Raw genomic sequence first — 13,176 nt, forward strand, 5'->3', positions numbered from 1 at the left:
GACCGCGGCGCCATCCGCGGCTTCCATCGCAACGCGCCCCGATCAAGGGGCGCGTCGTACAACGATACGATTCATCAGGACACCTAATCTCAATAACCGGAAGCGAAGTCGCGACAACGCCAAGCCTCGGGGCTCGCGCGCGTGGGCGGCACGGCACCCTTCTCCCAAAATCGTTCCCGCATGCCGACCTTCGAAATCCGGATCACCGAAACGCCAGCTGACAGCGCGAGCTCGTTCCCGCCGACGATCTACCGCGGCGAGCGCTGGGATCTGAGCCATTTGCGCCCGCTGACGTTCATCTGCGATCTGGAAACCGGATTCGACGTGACGGTCCTGGTGCTGTTCTCGTGCCACTGCTTTACGCGCAGCTTCAAATGGGACCAGCGTGATCGCGACGCGATCCCGGATGACGAAATCTACGACGACGGCCGCGAGACACGTGTGCTGTGCGCCGACCGGTATCACGCGTCGCGACGACTGTTGCGCGACGTGATCGTCGGGCTGCCGGCACGCCGGATCGTCGTCGCGGACGAACGGCAACCCAATTTCGTCACGGTGGAAACGGTGTTGTCGGACGGTACGCAGCGCGTGTACGCGGTGTTTTTCGAGGTGTCGAAGGATCGGACGAGAAAGCGCAGGCTTGTCCTGCGGGTCCAATCCACCTATCTGCTGGAGGGCGACCTGACGAAACGCCAGCGGGACGCCCGGAAGGTGGCGTTGCGCACCTTGCTGCGCGCGAGCCTGGAAGGCCGGAAGATTCGTGCGTAGAAAAACCAACGGCCGCCTTTCGGCAGCCGTCGCATGCGGGATTCTCTTTTCGTCCATCGACGAAATACCCACTCCAGGTGGGACCCGGTTGCCCGGGCGGCACTATGTTTTCGCACCCGCTTTCACATAGTCTTGCGTTGAATTATAAGGAATTTCCCTTGCCGGTCAAGGCGAGCGGCCAGCCGCCCGGCCCGAATTTCATCAGACAAAAGAAAAGCCTGCATCGAGCAGGCTCGTTGTTGCCTTGCCGACCTCGCGATCCGCGTCGGCCGGACTACGGAGTTCAGAAGCCCCAGTGCACGTCGGCCTGACCGGCCTTCGCTTCGCGCAGCATCGTCAGGAACGGTGCGACGCGCTGCGCCAGGCTCGGCGGCACTTCGTGGTGCGCGTGGTCGTCTTCGTCCTCGTGGAAATGGCCGGCGTGCTCGGCACGCTCCTGCTTCGCCTGCGCGACCGCGCCTTCCAGCTTCGCGATCGCGTGGTCCAGTTCGTCGTGCGTAATGACACCGCGTTCGCCCAATTGCTTGCCGACGAGGCCCAGCACGTATACGGCGAAATCCTTCAGCACGTCGAGATCCTGTGCCGCCTTGCTCTTGAACGTAATCATGACTATTCCCTTTTCATCTTGTTGTGCCTGCGCGGCGCGGTTGGGGGACGCCGGCAGGCCGGCGTCCGGCCTCGCGGACGCGGGGCGCCTGAGCGGCATATTAGCACCTGTTAAAATTCTGCGATCCCTGAAACGCGCGCTTAAAAAGCGCGCCGGCCGGCCGGCGTTTCCGGCCGCCACCAACGAAGCCTTCTACCAGCATGCTGCCAGCTCACAAACAGACCCTCGAAGCCCTGCTCGCGGATAGCGTCACGCAGGTCGCACACGCGCTGAAAGGCGCCGACGCAGCGTTCGTCGCCCCGGCCATCACGCTCGAGCGCCCGAAGGTCGCCGCGCACGGCGACGTCGCGTGCAACGTCGCGATGCAGCTCGCCAAGCCGCTCGGCACGAACCCGCGCCAGCTCGCCGAGCAGATCGTCGCCGCGCTCACGGCCCAGCCGGCCGCGCAAGGGCTCGTCGACGCGGCCGAAATCGCCGGCCCCGGCTTCATCAACCTGCGCCTGACGGCCGCCGCGAAGCAGGCGGTGATCGCCGCCGTGTTCGACCAGGGCCGCGCGTTCGGCACGTCCGATCGCGAAAAGGGCAAGCAGGTGCTGCTCGAATTCGTGTCGGCCAACCCGACCGGCCCGCTGCACGTCGGCCACGGCCGCCAGGCGGCGCTCGGCGACGTGCTCGCGAACGTGATCGCGAGCCAGGGCTACGCGGTGCACCGCGAGTTCTACTACAACGACGCCGGCGTGCAGATCGGCAACCTCGCGATCTCGACGCAGGCGCGCGCGCGCGGCCTGAAGCCGGGCGACGCGGGCTGGCCGGAAGCCGCGTACAACGGCGAATACATCGCCGACATCGCACGCGACTACCTGAACCGCGAGACGGTTGCCGCGAAGGACGGCGAGCCGGTCACCGGCGCGGGCGACATCGACGATCTCGACGCGATCCGCAAGTTCGCGGTCGCGTACCTGCGTCACGAGCAGGACATGGACCTGCAGGCGTTCGGCGTGAAATTCGACCAGTACTACCTCGAGTCGTCGCTGTACAGCGAAGGCCGGGTCGAGAAGACGGTCGACGCGCTGATCAAGGCCGGCATGACCTACGAGCAGGACGGCGCGCTGTGGCTGCGCACGACCGACGAGGGCGACGACAAGGATCGCGTGATGCGCAAGACCGACGGCACGTATACGTACTTCGTGCCGGACGTCGCGTACCACGTGACGAAGTGGGAGCGCGGCTTCTCGAAGGTGATCAACATCCAGGGTTCGGACCACCACGGCACGATCGCGCGCGTGCGCGCGGGCTTGCAGGGCCTGCACATCGGTATCCCGAAGGGCTATCCCGACTACGTGCTGCACAAGATGGTCACCGTGATGCGCGACGGCCAGGAAGTGAAGCTGTCGAAGCGCGCGGGCAGCTACGTGACGGTGCGCGACCTGATCGAATGGTCGGGCGGCGCGACGCCGGGCCAGGAAGCAGCCCCCGACCTGATCGACGAGGCGACCATCACGCGCGGCCGCGACGCGGTCCGTTTCTTCCTGATCTCCCGCAAGGCCGACACCGAATTCGTGTTCGACATCGACCTCGCGCTGAAACAGAACGACGAGAACCCGGTCTATTACGTCCAGTACGCACATGCGCGGATCTGCTCGGTGCTCAACGAACTGAAGTCGCGCTACAACGTCGACGCGGCGCAGTTGCCGGGTGCCGACCTGTCGCAGCTCACGAGCCCGCAGGCCGTGTCGCTGATGCAGAAGCTCGCCGAGTATCCGGACATGCTCACGCACGCGGCGAACGAACTGGCGCCGCACGCGGTCGCGTTCTACCTGCGCGATCTCGCTGGTGAATTCCACTCGTTCTACAATGCGGAGCGCGTGCTGGTCGACGACGAAGCGCCGCGCAACGCGCGCGCCGCGCTCCTCGCCGCGACCCGGCAAGTGCTCGAGAACGGCCTGGCGGTGCTCGGCGTGTCCGCGCCCGCCAAGATGTAAGGCGGCCCGGACCGGGCAGCGAATGGCTGCGGCAGGCGCGCCTGCGACGGGAGCACCCGCCGCCGGATGCCCGTCGCAGCCTTTTCACGATTCTTTTTGCAGGTGACTCAAGCAATGGCACAACCACGCCGAACTTCGAAGCAATCGAAACAAGCCGGAGGGACATTTCTTGGAATCGTGCTGGGCCTGATCGTCGGCCTCGCGATCGCGGTGGTGGTGGCGCTCTACATCACGCGGTCGCCGTCGCCGTTCGTGTCGAAGGTCGCGCCGCCGCCGGCCGACAACGCCGCGAGCCAGCCGCAGCAGTTCGACCCGAACCGCGCGCTGCAAGGCAAGACGCCCGGCCAGCCGGTGCCGCAGGCCGCGCAATCCGCGCCGCCCAATACCGCGCCGGGCCAGGCCGCGAACCAGACCCAGGGCGGCCTGCTGCCCGAACCGCAGATCGTCGAAGTGCCGCCGTCGGGTAACACGAACGGCTCCGGCAACACTAGCGGCTCGAGCAACACCACCGCATCGAACAACGCGTCGTCGGGCAATGGCGTCGCCGTCGCGCCGAAGCCGGCCGACAACCCGCCGCCGCCGAAGAAGACGCAACAGGCGCAGCAACAGCAGCAGCAAGGCGGCGACGACGACCTCGCGCGCTTCGCCGCGCAGAAGCAGGCGCAGCAGGCTGCCGCGCAGAAACAGCAGCAACAGCAACTGGCCGCGAACACGCCGAAGCCGGCGCCGTCCGCGACGTCCGCCGCGGCAGCGAAGCCGCCGACCGCAAGCGACGCGAACACCGGCTACTTCCTGCAGGTCGGTGCGTACAAGACGGAAGGCGACGCCGAGCAGCAGCGCGCGCGGCTGGGCTTCCAGGGCTTCGAGTCGAAGGTGTCGAAGCGCGATGTCAGCGGCGTGACCTATTTCCGCGTGCGCGTCGGCCCGTTCTCGAAGTTCGAGGATATGAACTCGGCCCGCCAGCGCCTGTCCGATGCAGGTGTCGACACGGCGGTGATCCGTTTCACGAAGCAGTAAGCAACCGGCCGCGCCCACGCAGAACCCGTTACGTTTCGTAACCCGAGCAACTGATTCGACGTCCACAACATGAAAAAACTGCTTAGCACGCTCCTTCTGTCCCTCGGCCTGGCCGCAGCCGGCTTCGCCCAGGCTTCGCCCGCGGCACCGGTGTCCGGCAAGGACTTCGAGGTGATGAAGTCGCCGCAGCCGGTGTCCGCGCCGGCCGGCAAGGTCGAAGTCATCGAGTTCTTCTGGTACGGCTGCCCGCACTGCTACGAATTCGAGCCAACCGTCGAGGCCTGGGTGAAGAAGCAGGGCAACAACATCGACTTCAAGCGCGTGCCGGTCGCCTTCCGCGACGATTTCCTCCCGCACTCGAAGCTGTTCTACGCGGTGTCGGCGCTCGGCATTTCGGAGAAGGTCACGCCGGCGATCTTCAACGCGATCCACAAGCAGAAGAACTACCTGCTGACGCCGCAGGCGCAGGCCGACTTCCTGGCGACGCAGGGCGTCGACAAGAAGCAGTTCATGGACGCGTACAACTCGTTCAGCGTGCAGGGCCAGGTGAAGCAGTCGGCCGAGCTGCTGAAGAACTACGCGATCGACGGCGTGCCGACGATCGTGGTCCAGGGCAAGTACAAGACGGGCCCGGCTTACACGAACAGCATCCCGGGTACCGCGCAGGTGCTCGACTACCTCGTGAAGCAGGTTCAGGACAAGAAGCTCTGATCCCCGCCCGCGCGCCGGCATGACTACTCCGCTGAAGGTCTTCATCACCGGCGCGTCGAGCGGGCTCGGCCTCGCGATGGCCGAGGAATACGCCCGCCAGGGCGCCACGCTCGCCCTCGTCGCGCGCCGCACCGATGCCCTCGATGCGTTCGCGCGACGCTTTCCCAAGCTGTCCGTCTCCGTCTATTCCGCCGACGTGCGCGACGCCGACGCGCTCGCGACGGCCGCCGCGTCGTTCATCGCCGCGCACGGCTGCCCCGACGTCGTGATCGCGAACGCGGGCATCAGCCAGGGCGCCGTCACGGGCCAGGGCGATCTCGCCACGTTCCGCAACGTGATGGACATCAACTACTACGGGATGGTCGCGACGTTCGAGCCGTTCGTCGGCCCGATGACGGCCGCGCGCCACGGCACGCTGGTCGGCGTCGCGAGCGTCGCCGGCGTGCGCGGCCTGCCCGGCTCCGGCGCGTACAGCGCGTCCAAATCGGCCGCGATCAAGTATCTCGAGGCGCTGCGCGTCGAACTGCGCCCGGCCGGTGTCGGCGTCGTGACGATCGCGCCCGGCTACATCCGCACGCCGATGACCGCGCACAACCCGTACCGGATGCCGTTCCTGATGGACGCCGACCGCTTCGCGGCCCGCGCCGCGCGCGCGATCGCGCGGCAGCACGCGTTCCGCGTGATTCCGTGGCAGATGGGCGTCGTCGCGAAGGTGCTGCACGTGCTGCCGCGCTGGCTCTACGACCGCCTGTTCGAGAAGGCACCACGCAAGCCGAAGGCCGGCGCGCATTGAGTGCGGCGCCAACGTCGCACGCACCGCTCCTCCTTCCACACGACTCGCCGCAGCCGGCGCGGCGATTCTGGTGATTCGGTGATTCGGCGATTCGGCCGATTCGCGTCGATCGGCACCGATCCTCGCCGATCCGCTTTGGCCTGCGCTCTCCCCGCCCCCCCCAATCTCGGCTGCCGGTCGTTCGCCGTCGCGCCTGTCTCATCTCCCCGCCGCTGCGCCGCCCCAGCACGCATTCCGTCGCGAACGCAGCCGTTTCTCGCTCAATTCGCTGCGTTCCGGCGCCTTTTTTCACGCACCGCGCGCTTTGACGGTATGCTATCCGCCAGCCGCGCCGGCCCCGCCTGTTACCGGGCCACGCCCGCATTCCGACACCCAGCAAAAATCACAAGCAACGTGGGAGAACCTATGCACGTCAAGCTGTTCGCCGCGGCCGCCGTCGCCGCCGCCCTCGCCACCCCCGGCCTCGCCGCCGCCAAGCCGCTCACCGTCTGCACGGAATCGAGCCCGGACGGCTTCGACGTCGTGCAGTACAACTCGCTCGTCACGACCAACGCATCGGCCGACGTGATCTTCAACACGCTCGTGTCGTACGACGAAGCGGCGAAGAAGGTCGTGCCCGCGCTCGCCGAAAAATGGGAAGCGAGCGCCGACGGCCTCACGTACACGTTCCATCTGCGCCCGAACGTCGCGTTCCAGACCACCGACTACTTCAAGCCGGGCCGCCCGCTGAACGCGGACGACGTCGTGTTCACGTTCTCGCGGATGCTCGACGATGCGAACCCGTGGCACAAGGTGGCCGGCGCGAGCGGCTTCCCGCACGCGCAGTCGATGGGCCTCGTGAAACTCGTGAAGTCGGTCACGAAGGTCGACGACAACACGGTGAAGTTCGTGCTGAACGAGCCGAACGCGACGTTCGTGCCGATCCTGACGATGGGCTTCGCGTCGATCTACTCGGCCGAATACGCGGACCAGCTGCTGAAGGCAGGCAAGCAGGCCGACCTGAACGCGAAGCCGATCGGCACCGGCCCGTTCGTGCTGAAGAGCTACACGAAGGACGCGCTGATCCGCTACGACGTGAACCCGGCTTACTGGGGCGCGAAGCCGAAGGTCGACCGGCTGATCTACGCGATCACGCCCGACCCGTCGGTGCGCATGCAGAAGGTGAAGGCCGGCGAATGCCAGATCGCGCTGTCGCCGAAACCGCAGGACGTGCTCGCCGCGAAGGGCGAAGGCGCGCTGAAGGTCGTGCAGACGCCCGCGTTCATGACCGCGTTCGTCGCGCTGAACACGCAGAAGAAGCCGCTCGACAACGACAAGGTGCGCGAGGCGCTGAACCTCGCGTTCGATCGCTCGACCTACCTGAAGGTGGTGTTCGACAACACGGCGACGGCCGCGAACAACCCGTATCCGCCGAACACGTGGAGCTACGCGAAGGACGTCGCGCCGTATGCGTACGATCCCGCGAAGGCGAAGCAACTGCTCGCGTCGGCCGGATTCCCGAACGGCTTCTCGACGACGATCTGGACGCGCCCGACCGGCAGCGTGCTGAACCCGAACCCGAAGGCCGGCGCGGAACTGCTGCAGGCCGACCTCGCGAAGATCGGCGTGAAGGCCGAGGTGAAGGTGATCGAGTGGGGCGAGCTGATCAAGCAGGCGAAGCTCGGCCAGCATGACATGCTGTTCATGGGCTGGGCCGGCGACAACGGCGATCCGGACAACTACCTGTCGCCGCTGTTCAGCTGCAACGCGGTGAAGTCGGGCATCAACTTCGCGCGCTTCTGCGACGCGCAGCTCGACAAGCTGATCGCCGACGGCAAGTCGACCGCCGACCAGGGCAAGCGCGCGAAGCTGTACGAATCGGCGCAGAAGATCATCCACGACGAGGCGCTGTGGATTCCGCTCGGCTACCCGACCGCGGCCGCGCTCACGCGTTCGAACGTGAGCGGCTATCACGTCAGCCCGTTCGGCCGGCAGAACTTCGCGGCAGTCGCCATGCAGTAACCGCGCGTGGCGCGCAAGCGACGGCGCCCCGGCCCGTCGCTTGCGGCCCGCGCGCCGCGCTTGCTACACTGCGCGCTCATTCCTCATACCGGACGCCAGCCGAAGTGAACAACTAAGCCTTCCAAAAATGTTTTCGCCGCCGTGCCTCGCACGCCGCGCGCGAAGGGTTTCACGCATTTTCGGAGGTGCTTATGGCTGCTGCCACGCCGACCGGCGCGCTCGTCGCGCTTCATCACGTTTCCTTCCGCTTCGACGACGGCGTCACGCTGTTCGATTCGCTCGACCTTTCCATCGACCGCACGCCGACGGGCATCGTCGGCCGCAACGGCGCCGGCGAGAGCCTGCTCGCGCAACTGATCGCCGGCCGGCGCACGCCGAGCGCGGGCGCGATCGACCGGCAGACGTCGGTCGCCTACGTCGCGCAGCAGCACGACGACGCACCGGCCGGCACGCAGACCGTCGCGGCCATCGCCGCGCTCGATGCGCCGCTCGCGGCCCTCGCGCGCCTCGCGGACGGCCGCGCGAGCGCACACGACTTCGACCTGATCGGCGATCGCTGGGACCTCGCCGAGCGGCTGCGCGCGGCGCTCGACGCAGCCGGCCTGCACGACGTGCGCGCCGATACACCGGCACATGCGTTGAGCGGCGGCCAGATGGCGCGCGTCGCGCTGATCGGCGCGTTGCTGTCGGAGGCCGGGCTGCTGGTGCTAGACGAACCGACCAACCACCTCGACGCGCCGGGCCGCGCGTGGCTGCGCACGGCGCTCGACGGCTGGCGCGGCGGCATCGTGATCGTCAGCCATGACCGCGCGCTGCTCGCGCACGTGCAGCGCATCGTCGAGCTGACGCCGCACGGCGTGCGTACCTACGGCGGCAACTATGCGCTGTATCGCGCGCAACGCGACGCGGAACAGGATGCCGCGCAGGCCGCGCTCGAGCATGCGCGCACCGAGCGCGGGCGCGCCAGGCGCCGGCTCGAACAGGAACACGACACGATCCAGCGCCACGCGGCCGGCTCGCTGCGCGATGCGAAGACGGCCAACCTGTCGTCGGGCGCGAAGCAGCGACGCAAGGGCGCCGCGCGCAACATCATGGGGCAGGTGCGCCGCGACCAGAGCGCGTTCAAGGCGACGCTCGACGAACGCGTGCAGGACGCAGCCGCGCGCGTCGAAGCCGACGCGCCGGTGCTCGTGTCGCTGCCGGGCACCGAGGTCAGCGCGCGCCGCCAGCTGTTCACGCTCGAGCGCGCCCGACTGCCGTGGCGCACCGCCGGGCGCGCGGACGCGATCACGTGGTCGGCCAGCGGCCCGGTGCGCATCGCGCTGACGGGCCCGAACGGCTGCGGAAAATCGACGCTGCTGCGCATGCTCGCCGGCGAACTCGCGCCGCGCTCGGGCGCCTGCGCGACGCACGTGAGCGCCGCGTATCTCGACCAGCGGCTCGCGCTGCTCGATCCCGAGCGCTCGATCGTCGAACAGCTGGGCAGCCTCGCTACGCCGCTCACCGAAGGCGAGCTGCGCAGCCGGCTCGCGCTGCTGCAGCTCGATGCCGCGCGCGCGACGCAGCCGGTGCAGCGTCTGAGCGGCGGCGAGCGGTTGAAAGCCGCGCTCGCGTGCGCATTGTGGCGCGCCATACCCGCGCAGCTGCTGCTGCTCGACGAGCCGACCAATCACCTCGATCTCGAATCGGTGCGCGCGATCGAAGCCGCGCTGGCCGGCTTCCCCGGTGCGCTCGTGGTCGCGTCGCACGACGCCGCGTTTCTCGCAGCGCTCGCGCCGACGCACACGATGCAATGGCAGCGCGACGGGTGGCGTTACGAACCCGTCGCGTGATTGACGCTCACGGTCGTTCGTCGTTTCGCGTGATGTCCGATTCGACGAACCGCTGCCTGACGAGCCGCTCCGATTCGAGCAGGCCTTTGCCGATCGGGACGACGGATTTCGCGTTGTTGGAACGGCACGGACCGGGTTGAACGCTGAAAACGAGGGAACGTCGGGCCGGCAGCGCTCAGGCCCGCGCGAAGCGAATCACGCCGTCGTCGCCCTGCTCGCGCACGAGCTCGCCCGCGAGCCACAGCAGGTTCAGGTGCGCGAGCGCCTCGCCGAGCGCGAACGTCATCTGATGGATGTCGAGCTCGCGGCGGCGGAACATGATCGGCACGATGTCGGCGGCGCTCGCCGGCTTCTCCGCGCAGGCGACGCGCACTTCGTCGAGCCGCGCGTCGTGGTGCGCGCGCAGTTGCGCGATGCGGGTGCGCACGCCGCGGAACGGCTTGCCGTGCGACGGCAGCACGAGCGTGTCGGGCGCCATCGTCTCGTAGCGGCCGAGCGATTCGAGGTACAGCGCGAGCGGGTTCGCTTCCGGTTCGAGATCGAACACGGACACGTTGGTCGAGATGCGCGGCAGCACCATGTCGCCGGAGATCAGCACGCCGTCCGCTTCGCTGTAGAGCGCGCAATGTTCAGGCGAATGGCCGTAGCCGGTGACGACGCGCCACGTGCGCGCGCCGATCGTCACCGGGTCGCCTTCGCGCAGGCGCCGGTAGCGCGGCGGCACGGCCGGCACGAGGTCCGAGTAATAGCTGCGACGGTTGCGCAGCTTGTCGAGCGCGGCCGGATCGGTCAGCCCGTGACGCGCGAAGTGATCGGCGGCGGCCGCGCCGCCGGCATTCGAGCCGTTGCCGGCCGCCATCAGGCAGCCGAACATGTATTCGCCGAGCGTCATCCACAGCCGCACGTTCCAGCGGCGCCGGTCGCCGCCTTCGCAGATCCAGTTCGCGAGGCCGAAGTGATCGGGATGGCAATGCGTGACGAGCACGCGCAGCACCGGCAGCCCGTCGAGATGCGTGTCGAAGATCTGTTCCCAGTGCGTACGGATCGCATCCGACGAGATACCGCAGTCGACGATCGTCCAGCCGGCCTGTCCGTCGATCTCGTCGCGCAGCAGCCAGAGATTGATGTGATCGAGCGAAAACGGCAGCGGCATGCGCAGCCAGCGCACGCCGGGCGCGACCTCGAACGTGTCGCCCGCGGCGGGCAGCGTGTCGGCGAAGGGATAGTCGAGTTGGTGTTCCAGTGCGTTCATCGGTGGGGTGTCTCGTCGTTATCGGTGCGAATGCGGGTGCGGGCGCGAATGCAAGTGCAGGTGCGCGCGGCATGCCGCGGCGGGCATCGCGTCGATTCTATCGCCGTCACGCGAAACGCGTGCCGGCGCGCGCCGGACGGTCAAAAAAAGTTCGTGCCAGAATCGGTTCCGTACCCGTATCTTTACGCGAAGATGCACCGAACGGCGTGCAACGGCGAGCAACCCGCCCATTGACGGCGCTTGGGCGCCGGACCCCGAAAGTCATTGAAACGCCGACTTGGGCGCTAAAATGGCGAGTGCTTACAGCCCCTCTTCAACGAGCCTGCACGCGATGAATCACTTCCCCAAACTGCTGTCGTCGCAAATCGGCTTCGACGTCGCGCAGACGATGCTCGAATACTTCGACCGCCACTACCGGATCTTCCGGGAAGCCGCCGTCGAGGCGAAGACGCTATTCGAGCGCGCCGACTGGCACGGCCTGCAGCGGCTCGCGCGCGAGCGGATCACGTCGTACGACGATCGCGTCCAGGAGTGCGTCGAGCTGCTGGAGGACGAATACGACGCGGAGAACATCGACGACGAGGTGTGGCAGCAGATCAAGCTGCACTACATCGGCCTGCTCACGTCGCACCGCCAGCCCGAGTGCGCGGAAACGTTCTTCAATTCGGTGTGCTGCAAGATCCTGCACCGCTCGTATTTCAGCAACGATTTCATCTTCGTGCGGCCCGCGATCTCGACCGAATACCTCGAGAACGACGAGCCGGCCGCGAAGCCGACCTATCGCGCGTACTACCCGGGCACCGACGGGCTCGCGGCCACGCTCGAGCGCATCGTCACGAACTTCCAGCTCGAGCCGCCGTTCGAGGATCTCACGCGCGACATCGGCTGCGTGATGCAGGCGATCAGCGACGAATTCGGCCAGTTCGACGCCGCGCCGAATTTCCAGATCCACGTGCTGTCGTCGCTGTTCTTCCGCAACAAGAGCGCGTACATCGTCGGCCGCATCATCAACGCCGATCGCGTGCTGCCGTTCGCGGTGCCGATCCGCCACGTGCGCCCGGGCCTGCTCGCGCTCGACACCGTGCTGCTGCGCCGCGACCTGCTGCAGATCATCTTCAGCTTCTCGCACTCGTATTTCCTCGTCGACATGGGCGTGCCGTCCGCGTACGTGGATTTTCTCTGCACGATCATGCCGGGCAAGCCGAAGGCCGAGATCTACACGTCGGTCGGCCTGCAGAAGCAGGGCAAGAACCTGTTCTACCGCGACCTGCTGCACCACCTGTCGCATTCGAGCGACCGCTTCATCATCGCGCCCGGGATCAAGGGCCTCGTGATGCTCGTGTTCACGCTGCCGTCGTTCCCGTACGTGTTCAAGATCATCAAGGATCAGTTCCCGCCGCCGAAGGAAACGACGCGCGCGCAGATCATGGAGAAGTACCAGCTCGTGAAGCGCCACGACCGTCTCGGGCGGATGGCCGATACGCTCGAGTATTCGAGCGTCGCGCTGCCGCTGTCGCGGCTCGACCATGCGCTCGTGCGCGAGCTGGAAAAGGAAGTGCCGTCGCTGCTCGAATACGAGGACGACAACCTCGTGATCAAGCACCTGTACATCGAGCGCCGCATGACGCCGCTCAACCTGTACCTGCAGAACGGCACCGACGCGGACGTCGAGCACGGCGTGAAGGAGTACGGCAACGCGGTGAAGGAGTTGATGAAGGCCAACATCTTCCCCGGCGACATGCTTTACAAGAACTTCGGCGTCACGCGCCACGGCCGCGTCGTGTTCTACGACTACGACGAGATCGAGTACCTGACCGACTGCAACGTGCGGCGCGTGCCGCCGCCGCGCAACGAGGAAGACGAGCTGTCCGGCGAACCGTGGTATACCGTCGGCCCGCACGACATCTTTCCGGAAACCTACGGACCGTTCCTGCTCGGCGACCCGCGCGTGCGGACGGTCTTCATGAAGCATCACGCGGACTTTTTCGAACCCGCGCTGTGGCAGGCCAGCAAGGACAAGCTGCTGCAGGGCGAGTTGCCCGATTTTTACCCGTACGACGTGTCGCTGCGCTTCAGCGTGCGCTACCCCGAGCGCTTCGACACGACGCCGGACGCCGGTGACGTCGCAAGCGACGCACAGCGCGCCGCCTGACGCACCGTCCGATCGAACCAAACCCGTTATCGACCTGACTTCCGCCAACGGAATCCACACC

Annotated in this window: 10 protein-coding genes; 8 read left to right on the forward strand and 2 right to left on the reverse strand. The window is 67.0% G+C overall.

All coding sequences use genetic code 11. The features are described 5' to 3' along the window. Window positions 1–141 precede the first annotated feature (141 nt). Window positions 142–768, forward strand: coding sequence for a hypothetical protein (locus U4Z64_RS04925; protein WP_321819377.1), 627 nt, complete (start codon window positions 142–144; stop codon window positions 766–768). Window positions 769–1,051: 283 nt separating this feature from the next. On the opposite strand, the gene U4Z64_RS04930 is transcribed toward U4Z64_RS04925, so the two are convergent. After that, window positions 1,052–1,375, reverse strand: coding sequence for a DUF1840 domain-containing protein (locus U4Z64_RS04930; protein ID WP_044846191.1), 324 nt, complete (start codon window positions 1,373–1,375; stop codon window positions 1,052–1,054). Between the two features lie 200 nt (window positions 1,376–1,575). Between U4Z64_RS04930 and argS the strand changes: the two genes are divergently transcribed. The 6 genes from argS to U4Z64_RS04960 all read left to right on the forward strand — a co-directional run bounded on the left by argS (window position 1,576) and on the right by U4Z64_RS04960 (window position 9,711). Continuing rightward, window positions 1,576–3,357, forward strand: coding sequence for an arginine--tRNA ligase (gene argS / locus U4Z64_RS04935; protein ID WP_044846190.1), 1,782 nt, complete (start codon window positions 1,576–1,578; stop codon window positions 3,355–3,357). 114 nt (window positions 3,358–3,471) lie between these two features. Continuing rightward, window positions 3,472–4,374, forward strand: a complete 903-nt coding sequence (locus tag U4Z64_RS04940; RefSeq protein ID WP_321819378.1) for an SPOR domain-containing protein — start codon at window positions 3,472–3,474, stop codon at window positions 4,372–4,374. Between the two features lie 69 nt (window positions 4,375–4,443). Further along, complete coding sequence (locus U4Z64_RS04945) at window positions 4,444–5,085, forward strand: thiol:disulfide interchange protein DsbA/DsbL (protein ID WP_044846188.1); 642 nt, start codon at window positions 4,444–4,446, stop codon at window positions 5,083–5,085. A gap of 19 nt (window positions 5,086–5,104) precedes the next feature. After that, window positions 5,105–5,878 carry an SDR family oxidoreductase gene (locus U4Z64_RS04950; protein ID WP_044846187.1) on the forward strand — a complete coding sequence of 258 codons (774 nt, stop codon included), beginning with the start codon at window positions 5,105–5,107 and terminating at the stop codon, window positions 5,876–5,878. A gap of 405 nt (window positions 5,879–6,283) precedes the next feature. Further along, window positions 6,284–7,879 carry an ABC transporter substrate-binding protein gene (locus U4Z64_RS04955; RefSeq protein ID WP_321819379.1) on the forward strand — a complete coding sequence of 532 codons (1,596 nt, stop codon included), beginning with the start codon at window positions 6,284–6,286 and terminating at the stop codon, window positions 7,877–7,879. Between the two features lie 191 nt (window positions 7,880–8,070). Then, window positions 8,071–9,711 (forward strand): ABC-F family ATP-binding cassette domain-containing protein, encoded by a 1,641-nt coding sequence (locus U4Z64_RS04960; RefSeq protein ID WP_321819380.1) that lies wholly within the window; start codon window positions 8,071–8,073, stop codon window positions 9,709–9,711. 175 nt (window positions 9,712–9,886) lie between these two features. On the opposite strand, the gene U4Z64_RS04965 is transcribed toward U4Z64_RS04960, so the two are convergent. Beyond that, window positions 9,887–10,963 (reverse strand): MBL fold metallo-hydrolase, encoded by a 1,077-nt coding sequence (locus tag U4Z64_RS04965; protein WP_044846184.1) that lies wholly within the window; start codon window positions 10,961–10,963, stop codon window positions 9,887–9,889. Window positions 10,964–11,294: 331 nt separating this feature from the next. On the opposite strand from U4Z64_RS04965, the gene aceK reads away from it, so the two are divergent. After that, window positions 11,295–13,115 (forward strand): bifunctional isocitrate dehydrogenase kinase/phosphatase, encoded by a 1,821-nt coding sequence (gene aceK, locus U4Z64_RS04970; protein WP_321819381.1) that lies wholly within the window; start codon window positions 11,295–11,297, stop codon window positions 13,113–13,115. The last annotated feature ends 61 nt before the right edge of the window (window positions 13,116–13,176 follow it).

This window comes from Burkholderia sp. BCC1996 (assembly GCF_905339955.1).
Classification (GTDB): domain Bacteria; phylum Pseudomonadota; class Gammaproteobacteria; order Burkholderiales; family Burkholderiaceae; genus Burkholderia.